General features: G+C 51.1%; 22 protein-coding genes. 10 read left to right on the top strand and 12 right to left on the bottom strand.

The genetic code is table 11. The annotated features are described in order from the left end of the window. Positions 1–412 precede the first annotated feature (412 nt). The gene (locus tag FWG96_06170; protein ID MCL2032836.1) at positions 413–1,513 is read right to left on the bottom strand and encodes an IS110 family transposase; all 1,101 of its coding nucleotides are present in this window, start codon (positions 1,511–1,513) and stop codon (positions 413–415) included. Between the two features lie 271 nt (positions 1,514–1,784). Continuing rightward, on the bottom strand, positions 1,785–3,260 hold the full coding sequence (locus tag FWG96_06165; protein MCL2032835.1) for a right-handed parallel beta-helix repeat-containing protein: 1,476 nt from the start codon (positions 3,258–3,260) through the stop codon (positions 1,785–1,787). 286 nt (positions 3,261–3,546) lie between these two features. Here FWG96_06165 and FWG96_06160 point away from each other — a divergent pair, with 286 nt between their 5' ends. Together FWG96_06160 and FWG96_06155 are read left to right on the top strand one after the other, a co-directional pair. After that, on the top strand, positions 3,547–4,017 hold the full coding sequence (locus FWG96_06160; protein ID MCL2032834.1) for a MarR family transcriptional regulator: 471 nt from the start codon (positions 3,547–3,549) through the stop codon (positions 4,015–4,017). 198 nt (positions 4,018–4,215) lie between these two features. After that, positions 4,216–5,541, top strand: coding sequence for a cation:proton antiporter (locus FWG96_06155; protein MCL2032833.1), 1,326 nt, complete (start codon positions 4,216–4,218; stop codon positions 5,539–5,541). Positions 5,542–5,589: 48 nt separating this feature from the next. Here the strand turns inward: FWG96_06155 and FWG96_06150 are convergent, their stop codons facing one another. Next, positions 5,590–5,961 carry a YegP family protein gene (locus FWG96_06150; protein MCL2032832.1) on the bottom strand — a complete coding sequence of 124 codons (372 nt, stop codon included), beginning with the start codon at positions 5,959–5,961 and terminating at the stop codon, positions 5,590–5,592. Positions 5,962–6,036: 75 nt separating this feature from the next. Next, positions 6,037–6,993, bottom strand: a complete 957-nt coding sequence (locus FWG96_06145; GenBank protein MCL2032831.1) for an arsenic resistance protein — start codon at positions 6,991–6,993, stop codon at positions 6,037–6,039. 151 nt (positions 6,994–7,144) lie between these two features. Between FWG96_06145 and FWG96_06140 the strand changes: the two genes are divergently transcribed. From FWG96_06140 to FWG96_06115, 6 genes are all read left to right on the top strand, one after another. Beyond that, entirely contained in the window at positions 7,145–7,495 is a 351-nt protein-coding gene (locus FWG96_06140; protein MCL2032830.1) for a metalloregulator ArsR/SmtB family transcription factor, read from the top strand. A gap of 3 nt (positions 7,496–7,498) precedes the next feature. Beyond that, positions 7,499–7,720: a cation transporter gene (locus FWG96_06135; GenBank protein MCL2032829.1), complete on the top strand. Its 222-nt coding sequence runs from the start codon at positions 7,499–7,501 to the stop codon at positions 7,718–7,720. Positions 7,721–7,722: 2 nt separating this feature from the next. Then, positions 7,723–9,585, top strand: a complete 1,863-nt coding sequence (cadA, locus tag FWG96_06130; GenBank protein MCL2032828.1) for a cadmium-translocating P-type ATPase — start codon at positions 7,723–7,725, stop codon at positions 9,583–9,585. Positions 9,586–9,637: 52 nt separating this feature from the next. Continuing rightward, positions 9,638–11,050, top strand: coding sequence for an aminopeptidase (locus FWG96_06125; protein MCL2032827.1), 1,413 nt, complete (start codon positions 9,638–9,640; stop codon positions 11,048–11,050). 123 nt (positions 11,051–11,173) lie between these two features. Then, complete coding sequence (locus tag FWG96_06120; protein MCL2032826.1) at positions 11,174–13,756, top strand: tetratricopeptide repeat protein; 2,583 nt, start codon at positions 11,174–11,176, stop codon at positions 13,754–13,756. A gap of 232 nt (positions 13,757–13,988) precedes the next feature. Next, a complete protein-coding gene (locus FWG96_06115; GenBank protein MCL2032825.1) occupies positions 13,989–14,909 on the top strand; it encodes a radical SAM protein in 921 nt (306 codons plus the stop codon). On the opposite strand, the gene FWG96_06110 is transcribed toward FWG96_06115, so the two are convergent. Both FWG96_06110 and FWG96_06105 read right to left on the bottom strand, forming a co-directional pair. Continuing rightward, positions 14,898–15,899: a prenyltransferase gene (locus FWG96_06110; protein MCL2032824.1), complete on the bottom strand. Its 1,002-nt coding sequence runs from the start codon at positions 15,897–15,899 to the stop codon at positions 14,898–14,900. The two genes, FWG96_06115 and FWG96_06110, sit on opposite strands and share 12 nt — an antisense overlap. A 130-nt stretch (positions 15,900–16,029) precedes the next feature. Further along, on the bottom strand, positions 16,030–16,956 hold the full coding sequence (locus FWG96_06105) for a DUF1848 domain-containing protein (protein ID MCL2032823.1): 927 nt from the start codon (positions 16,954–16,956) through the stop codon (positions 16,030–16,032). 74 nt (positions 16,957–17,030) lie between these two features. Here FWG96_06105 and FWG96_06100 point away from each other — a divergent pair, with 74 nt between their 5' ends. Both FWG96_06100 and FWG96_06095 read left to right on the top strand, forming a co-directional pair. Further along, positions 17,031–17,474 (top strand): methylated-DNA--[protein]-cysteine S-methyltransferase, encoded by a 444-nt coding sequence (locus FWG96_06100; protein MCL2032822.1) that lies wholly within the window; start codon positions 17,031–17,033, stop codon positions 17,472–17,474. Between the two features lie 5 nt (positions 17,475–17,479). After that, positions 17,480–18,154, top strand: a complete 675-nt coding sequence (locus tag FWG96_06095; GenBank protein MCL2032821.1) for a DNA alkylation repair protein — start codon at positions 17,480–17,482, stop codon at positions 18,152–18,154. Here the strand turns inward: FWG96_06095 and FWG96_06090 are convergent, their stop codons facing one another. The 6 genes from FWG96_06090 to FWG96_06065 form a co-directional block, all read right to left on the bottom strand. After that, positions 18,155–18,697 (bottom strand): hypothetical protein, encoded by a 543-nt coding sequence (locus FWG96_06090; protein ID MCL2032820.1) that lies wholly within the window; start codon positions 18,695–18,697, stop codon positions 18,155–18,157. It lies immediately after the preceding gene. Position 18,698: 1 nt separating this feature from the next. Continuing rightward, positions 18,699–19,781: a hydrogenase formation protein HypD gene (hypD, locus tag FWG96_06085; GenBank protein MCL2032819.1), complete on the bottom strand. Its 1,083-nt coding sequence runs from the start codon at positions 19,779–19,781 to the stop codon at positions 18,699–18,701. Further along, the gene (locus FWG96_06080) at positions 19,781–20,161 is read right to left on the bottom strand and encodes a hydrogenase maturation nickel metallochaperone HypA (protein MCL2032818.1); all 381 of its coding nucleotides are present in this window, start codon (positions 20,159–20,161) and stop codon (positions 19,781–19,783) included. The genes hypD and FWG96_06080 overlap by 1 nt, the downstream gene beginning before the upstream one ends. Before the next feature lie 120 nt (positions 20,162–20,281). Beyond that, positions 20,282–20,983, bottom strand: a complete 702-nt coding sequence (locus FWG96_06075) for an aquaporin (GenBank protein MCL2032817.1) — start codon at positions 20,981–20,983, stop codon at positions 20,282–20,284. 65 nt (positions 20,984–21,048) lie between these two features. Then, on the bottom strand, positions 21,049–21,714 hold the full coding sequence (locus tag FWG96_06070) for an endonuclease III (protein ID MCL2032816.1): 666 nt from the start codon (positions 21,712–21,714) through the stop codon (positions 21,049–21,051). Beyond that, positions 21,624–22,946, bottom strand: a complete 1,323-nt coding sequence (locus tag FWG96_06065) for a bifunctional folylpolyglutamate synthase/dihydrofolate synthase (protein ID MCL2032815.1) — start codon at positions 22,944–22,946, stop codon at positions 21,624–21,626. Before FWG96_06065 ends, FWG96_06070 begins: the two co-directional genes overlap by 91 nt. Position 22,947 lies beyond the last annotated feature (1 nt).

Raw genomic sequence — 22,947 nt, 5'->3', positions numbered from 1 at the left:
AGAGCGGCTGACTGTAGAGTGTTCTCGGAAGAATCCGATACAGCCGCTGAAATCAGCAGGTCCCCGGTTCAAATCTGGGGGTGGGGACCATTCACATATTCCATTAAAAGTTGGTCCGCAGACCATAATTAACACTGTTTGTCATTAATGTTTGCATAGCATCCGCTATCGATACGCCGCTCCTTCTTGTTCCTTTACCGTTCCTCGGTCTCGGTGCTGACCGTTCCTTTCCGGACCGTCATCATATTATCCGTTCATCCGCACACCCGTACGGAGAGCCTTTCCGCATTCGACGTCCCTTAAGTACTGCACAATCATTTTTTCGTCCGGCCCCGGCACGCCGGGGCGGAACAACAGGTGTTCTGTGATATTTCCTGTCGGGATGTCCGCCCGGGCTGTCAGCATTGTGCGGTCATGCTCCCAGCTCTTCCTCCATCTCGCTTTCCTTCTCGGCTGCGCGGGCAAGCAGCCCTTCGTCATCCGTATACGGAAGTTTGTTCTTCAGCACCGACCAGACCACTGTCAGCAGCTTTCTCGCACAGGCAACCAGGGCCTCTTTGTGCGCCGTGCCTCTGCCCCTGAGCCTTTCGTACATCCTCGTCACGACCGAGTTCTCCACGGTCCGGATATGGACGAACGCCGCCTGGCACAGGAGGCGGCGGGCGGCCTCGTCGCCGCGATGGGTCGTCGCACACCTGTGCGACGTCTCCGCCGACTCCTTCATCTTGGGGACAACTCCGAAGTACGCCGTGAACTCGTTAGATGTTCCGAACCGTCCGATATCGATTATCAGGGATGTCAGATACGCCGCCGATACCGAACCGAACCCCGGTATCGATAACATCAGGCTGTACATCCCGATCCCGCTGAACATATGCCCGATCAGCCTCGCTTCCTCGTCCGTCCTGTGTTTGATGTCCCTTGCCTCGCTGACGAAGATCAGAAGACACGGGTCCCCGGTCGCTCTCAGTTCTTCCATCGCCTTCTTGGAAAAGATGTCCGAGTACTCCCTGGACAGCTTTATGCCGTGAAGGAGCATGTGCGCTCTGGCCCTTCTCTTCAGATCCGCAAGATGGAGCTTCTCGCCGAACACTACTCTGCACACTTCACGTCTCATCATCCATTCCTTCGGCGGCATCAGACACACCGCGAACTCCCTCTCCCCGGCGAGATATCTTCGCATGTATCCCGCAAGCTCGATGGAATCGTTCTTGTCCGTCTTCTTGACGGACCTGGTGATCCGGAAAAGGTCTGCCGGATTCGCCACGACCACCCTGCACCCCAGGTTGGTCAGCACCCAGTATGTCTCATATGTCTTGGTGGAGTTCTCGATGAGGATGTGGGCCTCATGGCCGCGGAGGGCCGCGGCTATGTCGGCCATATCTTCGGGCTCGGATCCCTGTGTCCCGAACCTCCTGTTGAAATCCTCCAGGAACTCGTTGTTCTTTTCGCTTGGCCCCCTGTCGCCTGCGTACACCGCATGGCAGACGGCCGTCTTCTTGTGAAGATCCATTCCTACTGCTATTCTCGTTGTCCTCAGCCTCCCGGCCGCAACATCCGGACAACCTCCGTACCTTACGAATCTTTATCTTCGATCCGCACCATATCGAACACGGTCCGTGTTGTTCGAATGTTTGCAAACCTGAATACGCGGACCAACTTTTAATTGGGCGGTCATTTTCAAATCATTCCCTCGCCCATGCATCTGGTTCGCGTTCCATCTGCGGAAAAAAGATCGAAGTTGGGTCGGCTGTATGCGTACCCAACTTTATTTTGTTAGAGTTTCAAAGGAAATTACACCCCATCCCCGCGCACAGAGAATTGGTCGGCTTGTAGTTTGCGTCAAGGCCGGGATTGACCTCTATCGAGCCGCTGTCGCCGCTGATACGGGATTTCCATTCGGCAAGCCCCATGTTCGGGTTGATGCCGGCCGACCGCATGTCCACAAATTCTGCATTTTTACCATCTATGTAATAGCAGTTATTGCTCATAGTTGGATTTCCGGACAGTGCCGACATCCCGCCAAGATCGGAGGAGTAACGGATCTCTATCATCGGACGCTGGGTGAACGTGGCCGGCTGGCTTACGATGTTATGGTGGATGTTCGGGTCGATATTGGCGGGGCGGCCTGCATAGCTTTCCCAATCCTGATAGGTGAGACCAAAATAGATCGCACTGTGGTAGTTCTGGGCGTAATTCACGTCAACCAGTGTGTTATTGTAGATCTGGGCATCCTTGGAGCCGTACAGACCTATGCCTTCCCAGCCCGTGTGGATGATCAGGTTGTTGCGTATCACGCCGTTGATGTTCTCATAATACTGCGAGTTCACGGAAGTATCGAAATACTGCGGGCTGGTATCGAACCCGGCCATGATCCCGGCCCCGTACGCGCGTTCTATGCGGTTGTTCTCGATCAGCGAGTTGATCGCGCCTCCTTTGGCGTATATCGCGTTCGAACAGATATCGTGGATGTAATTGTTCTGCACTTTCATATTGTCGCCGTTGACGTTGTCTATGCCCTCGGAGTTACATTCTCCTGTTGTGAAATCCGGGTGTTTGACGTAATCCCGCCCCGAGTTGTATATTTCGTTGTATCGAATTGTTATGTTGTCGCAGTTCGGTTTTACTTTGACCACGTCGTTCTTGGAGTCATGCAGTACGCAGTCCTCAACGATGATGTCGTGTACTCCCCTCCGGTCGCTCTGGCCCCATTCCCATTTGGTCTCAAAACAAACGGCGTAATATCCCCCTCTTACTTCCACAGCCTGCAGCAGACAGTTCGACACAACGCCGCCGTTCCTGTCTTCGGCGTAGAACTCGATCGCCGAGTGTTCTTCGTTTCCGGGATCGAAGGTCGTCAGGTCGATCACCGCCCATTCGCCCTTTGCAGACTTTATGGTGATGTCCGATACTTGAACGCGTACATTGTACCCTTCTTTATAGACGCCGCTGCGCAGGATTATGGTGTCGCCAGGCTCGGCGACTCCCAAAGCGGTGTTGATGCTTTTATAGGGCCTGTTTATAGAGCCGTCCGCAGTCTGGTCGTTACCGCTGGGGGAAACATAAATCCCGCCCGCCGGGTCATCATAATTATTGCCGCGCGGCCCGACACCGTCAAAAGCCCCTATCGGCGGAATGGTCGGAGCGGTCCAATTATTCTCGGAATCCTGATCGGAGTTCTTCGGTATCGCTACTGCGGCGATGACGACCGCCGCCGTGACGAGAAGAACCGCGATGATCAATAAGCTTTTTTGTGCCATTAGTATCTCTCTCCTCTTATGTTTTTTACTCGGACATCGACCGGGTTTTCTTGCGTATTACCGCTGTGTCCTCTTTACTTAACACCATAGTACATTACAAACTATATACAGTAGCTCAACACAAGAACGCGGTCTCCAAGTTTGAGAAGCAAGAATGTCCGGAGACCTCAATGGTGAAATGTTCCTCAGATACGGATGCCGTGCGGCCGCGGCTCGTGATCCTTGTTCTTGGGTAAGAATATTTGGTAAGCAACTATAATAAACGGCAAAGTCCCTCCCGCTGAGTATGGTCAGGGAGAACGCTGCACGATCAAGGACCCTTATGAACGGATCTTTCGATATGAATCCCCAACCCTTCAAGTCCTTCATAAGCAGATTCATCACGGAACGCATGGGGGAGACCGGCCTTACTGAAAGCCAGGTTATTTTTCTTATGATCCTTGACGGCGAGAGCGGGGTATCCCTGAAAGAGATGACGGAAAGGGTCGGAGTGCACAAATCTCTTACCACCCGGGCGGTCAAGCATCTTCTCGGAAATGGGTTCGTCGAAAACATCGCCGAATCTGGAAAGGAACATTCTATCATATTGACGGAGAAAGGCACGGAGGCAAAAAGAATGGCCGCCGCGGCGTTCGACGAACTTTTCGGACTCCTCCTGGATGATCTTACGGATGAAGAATTTACGGTAATGGAGCAGGCGCTGTCAAAGATCAAGCACAAAATGGAAGAACTCTCTCTGAAGGAACAATTCCCTTAGACAGTTGATAAGGGCTTTCCTGTGTGCTCAGAGTTTCCTGAAAGCAAGTTGATAAGTAAACTATAAATACGCAAATAATGTCTCTGGCCTCCTCATTAGAGATCATGAACAGCCGCCTGACGCGACCCTTTCTTTAAAAAACAAAGGAGAAGACTAGGCTTACCGCTTGGAATTGGCATGATGCGGGGGATATGAGAAATGGAAACCATCGGATATATCATCATACAGATATTCATATTGCTTCTGGCAGCGAAAGTTTTGGGAAGTTTGTTCGAGCGTTTCAGGATCCCGTCCATCACGGGAGAGATACTGGCCGGAGTGATCTTCATAAATCTTATACTGTTCTTCCCCGGAATAGGCGATCTCCTGCATTTCGATCCCGATGAGTTCATGCACGACGATGGCCACTTCCTGCATGTGATGGGTGAGCTGGGAATAATATTCCTGCTGTTCATAGTAGGCCTGGAAACAAAATTCAGCGATCTTATGAAAGTCGGCAGAGCCGCGATGTACGTCGCCGTGCTGGGTATAGTGATACCTCTGCTCGGAGGCCTGGCGCTGATGCTGGCATTCGACCCGAACAATTTCAACCTCGCCCTTCTCATCGGCACCGCGATGTTCGCGATGAGCACCGGGATAACGATCGAAGTGCTCAGGAACATGAACGCCATGGGCAGTGTGGAAGCCAAAGTGATCATCGGTGCGGCGGTGATAGACGATATACTGTGTTTGTCTCTGCTTGCGGTGATAAGCGGCATCGTAACGCCGGGGATCGATATGGCGTCCATAGTCGCCAACACAGCCATAGTCGCCATTTTCCTGATCGCCGCATTCGGGTTCGTCTCTTACATAAGAAAAATAGCGGACCGCAGAAAACGCAAGATGATAGAGAGATACAGGAGTGCGGACATGCACGGAGACATTGCCGTCGGCTGCGATGTTTCGGAATTCCACGAAAAGCGGTCGCATCCCTCCGAGCTCAGCATACTCGGCATAGCCGTTCTGGTATGTTTAGGAATGGCCGCCCTTTCTACGACCATCGGTCTGGCAGGAATAATAGGCGCATTCATCGCAGGGATGCTGTTCGCTGAGTTCAAAGAAACAATACCCTGTGAAGAGAATTTCAATGCGGTAACCTCATTCATGCTTCCGTTCTTCTTCATATATGTGGGTATGATGGTCAGATTCGACGATTTCGATCTGGGGTTGCTGCCTCTGCTCGCCGCTTTGACGGTCGTCGCTGTGCTCACAAAGTTCGTAAGCGGATATTGGGGCGCAAGGAAAGGAAAGCTCTCGAAGGATTCCTCCATGCTCATAGGCGTAAGCATGATACCGAGAGGCGAAGTGGGAATAATCGTCGCCAGCATAGGTCTTGCGCTGGGAGTGTTCTCCAATTCGATGTTCACTTCCGTCATACTGATGGTCTTGGCCACGTCGGTCATAGCGCCGCCGCTGATATTGTGGGCATACAGGCGCATGCAGAATCGCAGCCAAACTGAAAATGACGAGCCGCGGCTGACCTGATAAGAAAATGATCCGGCGGGGGCGACCCCGCCGTTACCCATGCGGAGTTCACTCTTCTTCTTTGATTATCAGAGCGTCGGCGGCATTCTTTGATATGCTGGCTATCCCTTTGGTGCAAGATTCTTTGCTCTTGTATCCCTGGGACGCCGCGACTATCTCTCCGTTCATCGCTTTAAGGCGGAAACGGTACTTTTCGCCCTTGTCAAAAAATATCTCATACTTTGGGTTTGTAAGTTTTTTGTAACCTTCTACGGTCTGATCTTCTATCTTGGACCTGCTGTTGGTCTTTACGCTCTCTATGCCGCTGAGGCAAGAGGATTCGTTCGCGTATGTCTGAGATGTGCATATAACCCTACCATTATTTGCCACAAGATTGAACATCACTCCATTCTTTGCCGGTTTTATGACGAATTTGCCCATATATCCATCTCCTATCGATCATGTGTTTGTGCTGCATTTATAACTTACTGTATTACATTATTTTTAAAATACAGGTCACGGGGTCGCGGCCGAATCTTCTTTTTTCCGCATCCTCAGGACAATTGTAGAAGCTAAGGAAAGAACGGGAAGCTCTATCAGAGGGCCGACGACCAGGACCAAAGCAATAAGGGGCGAATCCGGGAAAGCCGCCACCGCTATCGCCAAAGCAAGGGGGGAATTCCTGGCCATTGTCGTGAATGTGAGCGACGTAGTATCGTCGAATGACAGTTTGATCGCCTTTCCTACCGCCCTTGAGATGATGAAGTTCAGTATGAAGAATATCCCCAGCGGGATGAGCATCTGCACCAGGACCATCGGGTCGTCCACGATCAGGCCGCCGCAGGAGGCGAACATCGCGAACACTGCCAGACACAAGAAGGCCAGCTGCAGGTTGTCACCGTGCTTCGCTATTTTTTCTTCCATTGCGTTCTTCTTGCCCCGGGCGTTCATCGCGATCTTGACCAAATTCGCCGCGGTGAAGGGTATCGCGAGGACGAATACTATACTCACCAATATGGAACTGATATCAAATGACGAGCCTGTTCCCAAGAACAGGAAAAGATACAGCGGGAGCAGAAGGACCTGCAGAATGAGGTTCAGCGGGAGTATGGATGTGCTGAGCGGTACGTTCCCTTTCGACATTCCCGTGAACACCAGATACCAGTCGGTGCACGGAGTGACCAGCAGCATCAGGAACCCTATCATCATGTCCATGGACCCTCCGAGGAACGCATATCCTAAGAGAACGGCTACGAACGGCGTCCAAACAAAGTTGATCAGAACAGAGGTTGAAGAAAAACGTATGTTCCTGAACGAGTGTCCTATCTCCCTTATATCCACTTTCAAAAAAATGAAGAACAGAAGCACCATCAGGAACGGCTCTATCAGACCTCCCATGTTCTCCGAGAAGAACACCGCCTGCCCGATAAGTATGCCCGCCAGCGCCACGGCGATTATCAGGACTGGCTGCATTTTTGTCAACGTCCCTAAACCTGTCTCCGCCGAATCACCGCATAGGAAATATGAACGGCAGTAATAAAGAGTTCTGCGTGACCGGATGAAAACCTTTATATTGTAAAATTATATTTGAGTAGTTGTTCAAATATTCAAATATGGTGACAACATGAATAACGACAAAGGCCACCTCGGGGATGAGCACGATCGTATAACGAAGGATGCGAAGGAACACATGCTGGATGAGAGAAGCGTGCAAGAACTGTCCGATCTTTTCAAGGTCATTTCCGACCCTACCCGTCTGAAGATATTATGGTCTATCGGAGACAGTGAGGTCTGCGTCTGCTGCATATCCGAACTTCTAGGAATGTCCGTATCGGCGGTGTCGCATCAGCTGAAGACACTCAGACAGGCGCATCTTGTGAAGGCTAGAAGGGCAGGCAGGAACATCTACTATTCGCTTGACGACCATCACGTCAGGATCTTGCTGGATATTGCGCTGGAACATATGAGGGAATGACATATGAAGTACGTATATCGTTTAGAGAATCTCTGCTGTGCTTTATGTGCGGCCAAGATAGAGGATGCGATCAACAAGATCGACGGTGTTGTTTCAGCGAAGCTCGTTTTCATGACCCTGCGGCTGACGGTCGAAGCCGATGAAGCCGAGATCGGATCCATAGAACCTAAAATTGAAAAAGCCATAAAACGGATCGAATCCGGCGTAAAACTCAGAAGGGTGTGAAGTTGTTCGGCGCCGCCGCCATCGCGCGGATCCTCATCTCCGGCACGTTGCTCGTGATAGGACTGTTCGCGGGCTTTGATCACTCCTTAGCCTTGATGATACTCGCCGCATCGTACGTCGCCGTGGGGTACCTGGTATTCATCCGTTTTCTCAAAGCGATCTACAACAGGCAGCCGTTCGACGAGAACTTCTTGATGACGGTCGCATCCTTGGGCGCTTTCGCGATAGGAGAGGCTCCCGAAGGCATCGCGATCCTTCTTTTCTACCAAGTGGGAGAGCTGTTCGAAGAGTATGCCGTCGACCGTTCAAGAAGGTCCATATCCTCGCTTACGGACCTTCTGCCGGAGGACGTGAACCTTTTGAAGGACGGAGCTGTCGTATCAGCCAAGCCGGAGGATGTGGGTATCGGCGATCTCATCGTTGTCAGACCGGGGGAAAGGGTGCCTCTCGACGGAACGGTGGAAGAAGGGTCGTCGATGGTCGATACCTCGTCGATAACAGGGGAATCCATTCCCAGAAGGGCTTCGGCCGGCGACGCTGTGCTTAGCGGCTGCATTTCAACCAACGGGGCCCTGACGATACGAGTGACCTCTTTGTATGCGGACTCGACCGCTTCCCGCATCATCAGCATGATAGAGGACGCCTACGGAGCAAAATCCAAATCGGAGAATTTCGTGACAAAGTTTGCCAGATATTATACTCCGGTGGTCGTCCTTTCCGCCCTTCTGCTTGCGGTAGTCCCTCCGCTGATACTCAGCGCCTCGTTCGAGGTGTGGATATACCGTGCGCTCACATTCCTCGTGATATCCTGCCCATGCGCTTTGGTCATCTCCATACCGCTGGCCTTCTTCGGCGGGATCGGCGGTGCCTCCCGCATGGGGATACTTGTCAAAGGAGGAAATTACCTGGAGGCCCTTGCCGGCGTGGATACGGTCGTGTTCGACAAGACCGGGACCCTCACCAAAGGGACCTTCGATGTGGAGAGGATCATACCCAACGGCATAGAAGAAAAAGAGCTGCTGAGGTTCGCCGCCCATGCGGAGTTCCATTCCAATCACCCTATCGCCGTTAGCATACGGAAAGCCTATGAGGGAGACATAGACGGATCGGCGGTCGGTCTTGCCGAAGAGACCGCAGGCAGCGGGATCGCCGCCGAAGTGGACGGACATGAGGTTCTGGTGGGAAATGAATCGCTGATGTTAAAGAACGGCATTGTCTTTGAGAGACCTGGCGACTTCGGGACCGCCGTCCACATCGCCATAGACGGAGAGCACAGAGGATGCTTTGTTATATCGGACCGCATAAGATATGACTCAAGGTCCGCAGTATCGTTACTGAAGGATGCGGGGATAAAGGACGTTGCGATGCTTACCGGAGACGTAAAGGCCACCGGAGAACATGTCGCGGGGTCGCTGGGCATCGAAATGGTATATACCGACCTCCTTCCCGCCGGCAAGATCGGGATCGTCGAACAGCTGCTGTCGGAGGGGAGATCCGTTGCTTTCGTCGGGGACGGGATAAATGACGCTCCGTCTCTGGCACGTTCCGATGTGGGCATCGCGATGGGTGCCATGGGCTCCGACGCCGCGATAGAGGCCGCGGACATTGTTATAATGGATGATATGCCCTCAAAGGTCCCCATCGCCATCAAGATAGCAAAGAAGACCAGGTCGATCTCGATCGAGAACATAATATTCGCGATAGGCGTCAAAGTGCTGTTCTTGACGCTTGGCGCGCTGGGTCACATAACGCTTGTGGAGGCTGTCTTCGCCGATGTCGGCGTTGCCGTCATTGCCATTCTGAATTCAGTAAGGACGCTGAGGACGTCGAAACTGGCATCTACACTAAAAACAGCGGGGTCATGAGAAGTATATAACATACACAAACATCAAGTAATGACCAGCATATAGGGGTATCATGGTAGAAAGAAGGAGTGAGGGGCAGAAACTGGAAGAGAAACTTTTGATGAGATCAAAGAACATAGGAGAGACCGACGAATTCCTTCTTGACGAGGCCAAAGTGTTCTGCGAAGGATACAAAGAATTCCTGTCTTGCAAAACAGAGAGGGAGGTCGTAGACAACGCTATCCCTCTTTTGAAAAAAAGGGGGTATAAAGAGTTCCAGCTTGGGAAGAAGTATTCTCCCGGAAACAAATTCTACATGAACAACCGGGATAAATCCCTGATAATGGTAACGGTCGGAAAGAGGCCGGTGGCGGACGGCCTCAGGATCGGGGTCAGCCACATCGACAGCCCGAGGCTCGATTTCAAGCCTAACCCCCTGTTCGAAGACACCGACCTGGCATATTTCAAGACGCACTACTACGGAGGGATAAAGAAATACCAATGGGCGGCCATCCCTCTGTCGCTGCACGGCGTTATATCGCTCACGAACGGGAAGACCATAAAGGTCAGGATGGGGGAGGAAGAATGGGACCCGGTATTCTGCGTCACGGACCTGCTCCCGCATCTCGCCATGAATCAAATGAAGAAATCCGCCGCCGAGGTCATCGAGGGGGAACAGCTGAACATACTTGTGGGATGCTGGCCATTCAAAGATGAGAGGGTATCGGGCAAAGTGAAGCTGAACATAATGAATCTGCTCTTTGAGAAGTACAAGATCGTCGAGAAAGATTTCCTAAGCGCGGAACTATGCGCCGTCCCGGCCTTCAAACCGGTCGACGTCGGCCTCGACAGGTCGATGGTCGGAGCGTACGGACAGGACGACAGCGCTTGCGCCTTCGCCAACTTCATGGCGGAGATCGATTGCGAGGAGCCGGAATTCACTACGGTCACTGTCTTCGCGGACAAAGAGGAGACAGGTTCCGACGGGAATACGGGGATGAGGTCGTTCTTCTTCAGGGATTTCCTTGAGGATTTCGTGTCCGCTTACGGTCTCCAGGTACGCCACGTGCTGAAAAGATCATTCTGCTTATCCTGCGACGTCAACGCGGCGATCGATCCGGCATTCGGAGATGTGTTCGAAAAGAACAACTGTTCTTTCCTGAACCGCGGGCCCGTTGTATCTAAGTACACAGGAAGCAGAGGTAAGTACTCAACGAACGACGCTTCAGCGGAGACGATGAGTTTCATCAGAAGGATATTGGACGAGTCCGGAATACCGTGGCAGGTGGGAGAGCTCGGAAAGGTGGACATAGGCGGCGGCGGAACCATTGCCTCTGATATCTCCCTCCACAATCTGGATACGGTAGACATCGGGGTGCCTGTGCTTTCCATGCACTCGCCTTTCGAAGTTACCTCAAAAACCGACGTGTACCTCTTGTACAAAGCGATACATGCGTTCTACTGCTGCAAACAGGAAAAGAAGTGAGCCGGAGCTCACCCCCCTTTTTCTTACGCTCGAACCTGGCCTCGGCGTTGATCGCTCCATATGTGTTTGACGTTTCGCTGTCTATATAAACCATATATTGCTATGTATGGCTGGTAATGTCAAATGGTGGGGGAACTGATCCCAATTGCGGAAGTGCTTGGTCTAGCTTTAGGCACATATGCTATTGAGAAAGTGGCTGAAGCAGGTTCTTCAAAGATCATTGGAAGACTCAAAAAATACATGGGAAAGGACCTCACTGCTGATGAAAAAGAGCTTATGATAGAGGATATCATGTTAACCCTCTCCGAACTTTCTGGAGTGAGTATCGGCGGGAATACTATAAAGGTGATCCGCAGCGCAGAAAATCAAAAACTCATCTGCACATGCGTATTTGTCCGCAGTATCCGTCTCGAAAGACAACTTGCTTTGTTGGACATGAAAGGAATCAAGGCCAAAGAAGACAAAGAACAGGTGAGGAATGAGATCAAAGGCCTAATATCCAACATTCGTGCAAAAATATGGTCCAACAAAGAAATGAAAAAGATGATGAGGGACACAAGCGTACAACGCCATATCAAAAATGATCTCAAAGAAGTCAGGAAAAGTCTAAAGGAAATCATCAAAAAGATTGATGTTATAGATGAAAAGATTGACCATGCAGTAGAGATCCTTGAGAACAGATCGACCGCTGTTGAAACAAACCCCGTTGAAACAACATTTTTAGAGCCCACGTCAAATTTTATGGGTAGAAATGAAGAAACACTCAAATTATCTTCGCTGATAGAGGAACATAACACCATTTTCGTATGTGGTATGGGCGGGATAGGGAAGTCTGAACTGTGTAGGGACTTCGCCAAGAAGTGGATGAAAGAAGAAAATGAGTCTGGCAGAAGATCAGTGGCATGGCTTGTTTACGAGGGGGACCTTAAACGCACTATAGCTTGGAAATTGAAAGTAGAAGGAGTAATTGAGCGCGAAATAGGAGATGAGGAGGAGCTGTTCAGAAAAAAGATGTCAGATCTGAATAAAAATCCCCAGACACTGCTGATAATCGATAACTTCAACGTCACCAGTGACAAATGTTTGAATCACGTCTCATCATACAACTTCAAGAAGATATTTATAAGCCGGAAAAGAAAATACTGCTCCGAACCACATCATAGTTTGGAACTGGATGCGCTCTCTGAGGAGGATTCATTCAAGCTGTTCTCCAAATCCTTAAGGACTGGGGAAGATTGGATAAAAAGCAGGGGATCGGATATTCGCAAATTATTGCGGCACATAGATTACCACACACTCACAATAGGATTGATGGCTGGCCATATCAACAATTATGAAACGGAACCGAAAGATCTTCTTGAAATAATGTCGTCCGGAATGTCCGGCCTTGAGAGAAAAATAAAACAAACAAAAGACGGAGAGGATGATACTGCAATAGTCCACGAACATCTTCTTAAGTTGTTCGGCCTGTTATCGCTGAAAGATGATGAAGAAAATGTTCTCAGAATCGCATCCATGCTTCCCGCATCAGGCATGCCTCGGGAAAGATTCAGGGAATTTTCGGGGATGGATCACAGTAACAGCGATGATGTGTTCGCATCTCTGGAAGACCAGAGGTGGGTCGATGTATCATTTGACAAAACCTTAGGTAAGAACTTCATATCCGTACATCCGCTGATCGCAGATCTGCTACGAGAAAAGCTTGAACCCGATGAGAACAAATGCAAGGTCTTCTTTGATTCATTGGAAACATTCTTTGGCGGCGATGATATATACAGCAACTGGCCGGAGAAGATGCGGACTCTGCCTGTTCTGATATCTGCGGCAAACATGGCGGGTGGATATCCATATGCCTTCTCAACGCATAGTTTAGCGGGACGGTATCTTAGTGAATTAGGAGACTATGATGAGGCGCTGGAGTATTACTTCAAGGCGCTAGAGGTAGTGAAAAAGGTGCTGGGCGCAAACCACCCAGCCACAGCGGGTTCATACGGCAACGTAGGCGTTGCGTACTGGAGCAAAGGAGACTATGATGAGGCGCTGGAGTATCACTTCAAGGCGCTAGAGATAATGAAAAAGGAGTTCGGCGAAGACCATCCAGACACAGCGAAATCATACGATAACATAGGCGTTGCGTACAATATGAAAGGAGACTATGATGAGGCGCTGGATTATCACTTCAAGGCGCTAGAGATAATGAAAAAGGAGTTCGGCGCAAACCACCAAGACATAGCAAGATCATACGACAACATAGGCATTGCGTACAATATGAGAGGAGACTGTGATGAGGCGCTGGAGTATCACTTCAAGGCGCTGAGGATAAATGAAAAGGAGTTCGGCGCAAACCACCCAAGCACAGCGAGATCATACGGCAACATAGGCGTTGCGTACAATATGAAAGGAGACTATGATGAGGCGCTGGAGTATTACCTCAAGACGCTAGAGATAATGAAAAAGGTGCTCGGCGAAGACCACCCAGACACAGCGAAGTCATACGACAACATAGGCGTTGCGTACTGTGGCAAAGGAGATTATGATGAGGCGCTTGAATATCACTTCAAAGCACTGGAGATAATGGAAAGGGTGCTGGGCGTAAGCCACCCGGACACTGTAGGATCATACAACAATATAGGCGCCACGTACTTGAAAATAGGAGACCATGACAAGGCATCGGAATATATTAAAAAAGGTGCTCCCCCTCAATAATCCAGGTACTTTAGGAACATAAATAAGGCTGGCCGGTGTCTTCTGGAAGGTGTGAATGCGTTTCCTTATGTGTTGCGTTCGTACTTTTGAATGGGCAGTAAGATGATCTAACTTGTGAGCGATACTTCCATTCCGGCCTCAGTACCCAACCTGTGAATGCTTAATTTTGGGCTCTGGTCCCCTCTGAACCCCATACGAATCCCATTTATACGGAATGAAATATACGATGAGTATGGCAGCAGGCGAGATGTTCGGTTATGCAAAATGGTGGTTGGGATCCTTATTCGGAAGCAAGGCGCCGCTGGTGAACACACTCATAATAGGTTACGAGTGTAACCTCAGATGCAAGCACTGCAGCATACACCGCAATATCACCGAAGGCATCGGAAAGAACAGACTCTCGTATGAAGAGATAACGGAAGATCTGAAGCTTCAGTTCAAGAACGGCGCCAGGATAGCCTATTTCGAAGGCGGCGAGCCGACCATGTGGTCCGATGGAGAAAAAGACCTCGGCGACCTTATCAAAACGGCGAAGGAGATCGGGTACAACAACATCGGATATACCACCAACGGAATGAACAAATTCTTCACCGAATCGGATGTTATATCCGTGAGCTTGGATGGCCCGAAAGAGATACATGACATGATCCGAGGGGAAGGTGTATTCGACAAGCTCATGGAGAACATATCTCTCGCAGATTTCAACGGTTCGATATACGCCAACATGGTCCTTCAGAAAGATAATATCGGATGCATAGAAGATACGGCGAGGATCGTCAAGGACAACGAAAAACTGGCTGGAGTGATATTCAATTTCATCACTCCCCCTCCCTATGAAATAGCGCTGACGCCGGAAGAGAAGAAGGCGGCCGTGGATAAGATAAGGGAGCTCAAGAAGAACGGGTATCCGATACTGAACTCGAAGCGCGGCCTTGAACTTCTGACAGAAGAGGACTGGAGCGGGAAGTGTCCGTACCACGTCACCGTTTTCATCATCCCCGACGGGTCGCACCACAACGGCTGTCCCATGCACGACACGCCGTCATGCAAACAGTGCGGGTTCGCGGCGGTCAGAGAGTATTATCTGATAAAAAGAGGCAGCGTGTCGACGATCAGCGAAATGTCTTCGATATTCGCCATGTCAAAAAAGTGATCCCACATCAAATAGGAATTTTACTGTGGCGGCGATGATGAAAAGCACTTCCGTAAGGAAAGCTGTGCCGAAGAAGAACGGCGGGATCTTAAGTCTCCAGTGCTCGCCTTTCTCATTCATGGTCCTCCACGCCTTCAGCATCAGCGGCAGCGTCAGGAACAGCAGCGCATACAAGGGATTGAAGTACACCATCAAAGCGACCATGACGTAAACGAAAATTATCAGCACTTTCGCCATCCTAACCGCGCCGTCGATCCCGAAGCGTACTGAGATGCTCTTCTCACCGTTTGCGATGTGCGCCTCCTGACCGGACATCGAGTCTGTGAGTCTCATCATTCCCACAAGAGTTCCGACTATCACTGCAAAGACGAGTATCTCGATGTCGAAGACTCCTGTGAATGCGAATGTCCCCCAGTCAAAATCGACGTTTGCCACATAGAACGAACAGAACACTAGCATGAAGAACGAAACTGCAACGTCCGCTTCGCCAAGGCCTCTTGCGCCAAGATCAAGCGGAGGTGCTGTGTAGAAATACGACAGGAATATCCCGGCGGCGCCGAACACCGCGACGATCCACCCGCCGTGCAGGATTATCGGAACGGCCAGCACAACAGATATGCCGACGAGCGCTGCCATTATGATTTTACCCTGTTTGTCTGAAACAAGGCCGTTGTCGAAGGGATTCCCTTCCCAATATATCTTCTTCAGGAGTTTCGAATCCATCGCCTTCATCATCTCCTCCTTCTCGCTGAACCTTATCTTATCCACGCCGGACCTGTGGTCGAAATAGTCGTTGGAGAAGTTGACGAACACCGCAAGCAGGAGAACGACGACCGGCATAAGCACCACGACGTGCAGAGGAGGCTCGTAGAACAGATATGCGAACAGCGATCCGCATACGGACGCCATGAAAAAAGGGAACGTATAACTGAATCTGAAGATCAGATTCACCCTTCTGCTGAAAGAAACATCCGCCGTTGCGTATCCCATGACATCTGATAATTGAAACCATATTTATCATTTGACCCCCCAGATATGCCTGGATGCTCAAAGATCATTTCGGAAAATGAGAGAAATGCTGTTTTTGAGATACAAAACACGCGATCTGCAGACAGAAGATTCAGAAATCAGTGATCTTCGAGTTCTTCCTTGACGCTGACTCTACGATCACATCGCATCCCCGCAGGCTGCCGTACAGCATCTCGCTTTTCGGATCGTACTGTTTCTGTTTTCTGGCCTTGTCCGTATTGCGGTTCGCGTAACAGTACACGCAGTCATGATCGCATGTGTCATATTCCCCTATATCAACATTCTTCACGCACATGCACCTTTCCCGGATGGGTGTCTGCGGCTCTTCGAAAGGGACGCCCATGGCTTTCATCTGTTCCTTGTCGATACAGCCTTTGGACGATATCCCGTATCCGGAAAGATCATATTCGGAGCAGCAGAGGGTCAGCTCCATTCCGCTGTCCTTTGCAGTTTCAGAGAAGGCCCTCCCGATCCCGTCGGCCTCTTCGGGAGAAACTTTCCTTATCGTTCCGTCCTCGGACAGCCTTTTCAGCTTCCCGTGTATCTCAACAAAACTGAAGATGCACCTGTCGGTATATCCTGCGAGTTCCCCGCATATCGCGTCGAATTTCCTTTGATGGTATTTTATATCGAACTTTTTGTTCAGAATGACCGGGTCGTATCTCCACACCATTCTGTTCTTTCCTATTGCGTCGGATATCATTCTGAACGCTTCCGCGACGTCGGCCTTCGGGGGGACGCCTGGCTCGATATCGCGGCCGTAGGGAGTGATCGTAACCTGAAACCGGAAGTTCACATTCCTTTCTTTCAGCTCCCCCAAGAACGGCGCCATCGGCCGGGGGTCCTTCGTCATCAGAAGAAGGAGGTCGATGTTCTTCGGCGACAGGTCCACCCTGTGGACTATATTCTTGGCTATTGGGTTCCTGACGAGTACGTATCCTTCGCGGATGCGGTTCATCAGCCATTCGGAATGGAAGGCGGGAATGTCCGTTCTGCGGCTGGCGCACACTATCATCATCTCTCGGATATGATAGGAGAAAATAAGTATTGTTGAAAAAATTACTATCTATGGCAGGAAGGATACATACATACATGACATTGATCGGAAAAGTGAGCATTTCCGATGACGGAGGGGGGAACATCGACGGAATATATCTTCCGAACAGCAACCTTCCTTTCAGAGAGAGCGAGGAGTGCCCCGTCATTGCCGAGGCCGCACGTCAGATAGACGAGTATCTGACCGGGAAGAGAATGACATTCGACCTTCCTTTCAAAGCGGAGGGGACCGCTTTTCAAAAGAGTGTTTGGGATGAGCTGCGCAAAATACCTTATGGGGAGACGGTTTCATACAAGGATCTTGCAGTAAGGATCGGCCGCCCGAATGCCTACAGGGCGGTCGGCAGCGCCTGCGGCGCCAACCCCGTACCGCTGATAATACCCTGCCACAGGGTCGTTGCTGCGGACGGACTCGGCGGGTTCGCCGGCGGACTCGCGCTGAAAAGGAAGCTGATGGATATCGAGGGGATCAAGCGTTGACACCCGTGAGGGAAGAATTGGCCGACAATGCCGATCCGAAGCTGCGGGAGTACCATGCAAAGATGATCCCCGGAGCGGGAGACATACTTGGCGTGAGGATGCCCGTCATCAGGAGCATCTCAAAGAAAATATGCGGAGAAGATTGGAGGTCTTTCCTGGACGAACCGGCGGCATTCTACGAGGAGCGCATGCTGAAGGCTTTGGTCATAGCAGGCGCAAAGATGAGCTTCGATGAACGCCTGGGTCTGACGAAAGGGTTCGTCCCTGAGATAGACAACTGGGCAGTCTGCGACCTGTTCTGCATGGAGTGGAAAATGAAAAAAGGGCCGGAGGGGGAAAAACTTTGGAATTACTGCCTGGAACTGGTCGATACCGGCGACGAATTCAAGATGAGAGTGTCCGCGGTGATGATGCTGTCACATTTTCTTGACGATGAGCACATAGATGAAGTGCTGAGGCTGATGACAACTAAACATCACAACGGATACTACTACAAGATGGGGGCCGCATGGACGCTCTCGTACTGTTTCATGAGATACCCGGACAGGACAGAACCTCTGCTGTTCTCAGATACGCTTGACAAAGAGATAAGGAACAAGGCCGTACAGAAGATATCTGATTCCTTCAGGGTCAGCAAAGAAGACAAGGAAAGACTGAAGGCGAAGAAGAGATCCCTTTGATCAGGACTCCTTCTCTATGATCTTGAACACCTTCTCGGCATTCTCCGCTCCCAGGCGCGGGCCCGGCCTTTTCAGATAGACCCAGCCCCTCTTGGTGCATTCTTCTTCGAATATGGGGCTCGTGACCGCTATGACCTTACCATGCATAAATGTCTCATCTTCCAGCATCATAGCGAACATGTCCTTCGGCACGCAGAGAACGATCCTGTCAAAATATATCGATACCTGATTCAGCTGTTCGAGGTAGTTCTTCTCCTTTTGAACCCTTTCATAGTCCTTCTTGTTGGACATGACGTCGTCATAATTCGTTATGACATAATTCCCCGGAACAAACCCGAACCTTGTCGAGATGAGACCAAAGGAGACATCACACATCTTCCTCCCGTCTTTTTTGGCGGTATCGAGCCTTGCCACCAGTTTTTTTATTTCCTCCACGTGCCCGCCGAACATCTCGAACGCCGTGGCTAAACCTTTTTTCAGAAACACGGTCGAATCGTTTGTGATCACCAGCACCGATCTCAGGTTTGTTCCGTCTGTCTTCATATCACTCCTTCCCTCTGGAGAATCTGTAGGCAATACTGCAGCTTCCTTCCTCCGAGACCATGCAAGGCCCCATCGGACTCTTCGGCTTGCACACGGCACCGAACATCGGACAGTCTTCTGACTTTATAAGCCCTCTCAGTACCTCTCCGCACATGCATCCGGCCGCTTCCGCTTCTACCTCCGGGGTCAGAGCGAGTATGTCTGCATGGACCGCTGTCGCATCATGTTCGGAATACTGAGGTTTAAGTGCCAGCGCACTCTTTGATATGATGGGGAACCCCCTCCATTCTCTGTCCGCCGGAATAAAGGTATCTTCCATTAGTTTCCTTGCGATGGGATTGCCGTTCTCCTTCACCAGTCTCGTATATTCGTTCTCGACCTCGGAGCGGCCTTCCTCTATCTGTTTTGTCAGCATGTACGACGCCATGAGTATGTCCAGAGGCTCGAATCCCGCTACGACCTGCGGCATGCGGTATCTGTCCGAGAACTGCCTGAAGGGTTCCAGCCCTGTTATTACTGAAACATGCCCGGGCATTATCATGCCGTTCATGCTCATTTCGCCCATCTCGAATATCGCTTCCAGTATCGGAGGGCATATCCTGTGGCAGCTGTAAATGCTGAAGTTCTTCGGCAGACCTCCCTTGCTCAGCGGGACGCAGGTCGACGGTGCGGTGGTTTCAAATCCGACGGATACGAAAACAAGAGGCTTCGTCTGTTCGGATGCCATTCTGACGGCGTCCTCTATCGAATATACTATCCTGACGTCCGCACCGTCCGCTTTAGCGTCAAAAAGGGAGCCTATCGTGGTCGGAACGCGCATCATGTCTCCGAACGCTGTCACGGTGACACCGTTGCGGGCGAGAGTTATTGCGTCGGCGATCTCTTTGCTCGTGGTCACGCACACCGGACACCCCGGTCCCTGGCATATCTCTATTCCCGCTTCCGCAAGCATCTCTTCGAGGCCGAATCGGACTATCGTGTCCTGATGAGTGCCGCAAACGTGCATGAATCTGCTCTCGATGCCCGTCTCTTTTATGGCGGATAATATCTTCTTTGCCGTTCCCTCATCCCTGTATTTGAACATCAGTCCGCCTCCTCTATCTCCATGGATCTGACACAGCACGATCTTCCCGCTGTTACAGCCACGGCGCCGCCGCATTCGGGGCATGAAAGTACGGGTATCTGAAAATGCGAGTCTTCTCCCATATCAATGTTCTTTACGGGGCCTTCATACCCGCACTTCCCGCATCTGACCTGAATGATCTCTTCCTCTATCACAAGTCTGGAACCTTCCAGAATTGAATCCTTGGACATTATCTCATAGGCGAATTCCATCTGTTCGGCCCCGAGGTTGGTGAGTTTTCCGATCGTCAAGGTCACTTCCCTGACCGAGACGACATTGTATCTCTCCAGTTCCTTTTTGATGGCGGACATAAGATCGGCCATTACAGAAACCTCATGCATCGGGGAGGTATCATCCTTCGACTATAAACCCAATCTGTCCGCTGCTCCCGCACAGATCCGGAACGCAGAGTGAAAAAAGATCATCGGAGCGGGAAGTCCGCCCCGATGCGTGAAGTATGTTTATTCGGTATCGGTCGGCTTATCTTTCGGATAAAGCCAGCTGAAAACTCCCGCCGCGATCAGCGCGCCGATTATTGCCGCAATGATGAAGTACGCTGCTGTAAGAGGCTCGATCCCGTCCGCCGACTGGGCGAACATCCTGGCGAGATCCACCGCCGGGTTTGCGTAGAATGTGCTGGAGGTTACCATTATGAGACCGCCGACGGTAGCTCCTACCGCAAGCGAGGTCTTATTTGACCCGCTGCGGACGCATCCGAACACTACCGCAACAAGCAGGAATGTACACAGGACCTCTGAAAGCACAATATAATTGCTGGCGAGGGCATTTTCGCTTATCAGCAGCACCGAATCGACGCCGCTGCCTATGAATGATATATTAAGAAGGAACACTCCCGCCAGGCCGCCGAACACCTGCGCAACCATATAGAATGCGCCTGTCGCCGCCTTGGTATCCTTGGTCGCGATCATGGCCAGGGTCACTGCGGGGTTGAAGTGGCCGCCGGAAATCTTTCCGAGCGCCTCTATCATCGCGAAGAGTACCAAGAAGCCTGCAAGACCTTGGACGAGGGCGTTGAATACAGGTTCAGACGAATCGAATTTCAAATCTACAAGCATTACCGAGCCGATCACAGCTATGATCAGCCCCATGGTTCCGAGGAACTCGGCTACCATTTTTCTGGGAAGGTCAGTTTCGTATCCCATGTGTATGAATAATTTGCCGATTATAAATAGCCGCCATACATTTTTTACGGATAACTAAATATGCGTCAGGGGTGCCTATCATTTTTGTAGTGGCCGCACATAGACCGAACTGAGCACATATCGCAGCGCGGACGGTTGGGGAGACATACCAACTGCCCGTGCCTCACGAGATATTTGTTGATGTCTATCCATCTGTCCTCAGGAGTTATCCTCATCAGTTCCGTTTCCGTATCGCACGGGTCCTTCGTTTCCACCAGCCCCATGAGATTGGATATCCTGTGCACATGGGTATCCACACAAACGGCCGGGATCCCCATGGCATATGCCCTGACGCAAGCGGCCGTCTTCCTTCCCACCATCGGCAGTTTCAGCAGCGCTTCCGTTTCTTCGGGTATGCGACATCCGTACTCGTCCCTAAGGATCGCGCAGCAGTCGACAATCGCTTTCGCTTTCTGCTTAGGGAATCCCGCCGGACGTATCAGCGCCGCAACGTCGTCCGGATCGGCCTCGGCCAGCTCCTCGACGGAATCATATTTCCCGAAAAGGCTGTCGGATGCTTTCCTGGTGTTGTCGTCCCTGGTCCTCTGAGAAAGGATCGTGGCTATGAGCACATGGAAGGGGTCCGGCTCCCACTCCGGGTTCAGGCCTTCCGACGATCTTCCCGGATAGGCTCCCCTGTCATATTCCTTTGAGAGTATGTCCAATATCCTGGGTACGTCTTTTTTATCCATGAGACTGCCTCCTCGGCGGTGTGGAAGGATCCGGTGACCAGTATATTCCTGCCGTCTTTCCTTAACATCGCCATATCCATCGCATCTGAAACGCTGCCGCAGACCCTTATGTCTTGAAATCTCCCTGCGAATATCTCCTTTACGGTCTCGGGATCTGCTGACCTCTCTATCCTTAGGGGAGATACCAGCACCCTGTCGGCGACCTTACAGAGATTTTCCGCCATGCCTTGAAGGTCTTTGTCCTTCAGCATCCCTATCACCAGATCCACTTTTCCGTACATGGAGAGGACATCCTCGGCCAGCGCTTCAGAGCCTGCCGTCGTGTGGGTGACGTCCACTATTATCGGGAGTCCCCTTATCTTCTCGAGTCTGCAGGGCCACCTGACCTCCCTAAGGCCTTTCTTGATATTACATCTTACGCACTGGCCGTATATCTTTAATTTTGATACGGCCTCTATTGCCATCGAGGCGTTATCGGCCTGACGGCTGCCTGGTATGGACACTTTATATCTTTCCTCTTTGTAAAGGAAATCTGTTCCGTCCCCGCTCGTCTTTTCTATGCATATGTCCTGCGGAAGGATGCGGGTGAGGGGCGCGCCCCTCTCCGCCGCCGCTTTCTTCAGGACGCTGAACACAGGGTCGCCGTTCAATGTGACACAGGGCACGCACGGTTTAATTATCCCCGCTTTCTCGAACGCGATCTTCTCTATCGTGTCTCCCAGAAATTCCTCGTGATCCATGCTTATGTTCCCTATCACGCTCACTTCCGGCATGATCACGTTGGTGGAATCCAGCCTTCCGCCCATGCCTACTTCCACCACAGCATACTCTACGCCTTTGTTTCTGAAATAAAGGAACGCCATGGCTGTCGACACTTCGAAGAATGTCGGAACCTTCCCGTCGGCCTCCATCTCTTCGACGCATACTTTCATCTGTCCCAGAATCTCTTCCGCTTCCGCGTCCGTTATCCTCTCTCCGTTAACGGTTATCCGCTCATTGAACTCTTCTATGTGAGGGGATGTGTACAGCCCGGTCCTGACGCCGGACGATATCAGTATGGATGCGATGCATGACGATATGGAACCTTTTCCGTCCGTCCCTCCCACGTGTATGTGTTTCATCTCATTTTGAGGATCCCCGAGCCTGCTCAGCAGGTCCTTTGTGTTCTCAAGGTCCAGCTTTATCCCGTGCAGGACGAATGAATAGAGCCAGGACAGCATATCTCCGCCCATG

It is taken from the genome of Candidatus Methanoplasma cognatum (genome assembly GCA_009777615.1).
Taxonomy (GTDB): domain Archaea; phylum Thermoplasmatota; class Thermoplasmata; order Methanomassiliicoccales; family Methanomethylophilaceae; genus Methanoplasma; species Methanoplasma cognatum.
This window is presented reverse-complemented; position numbering and strand designations above follow the sequence as displayed.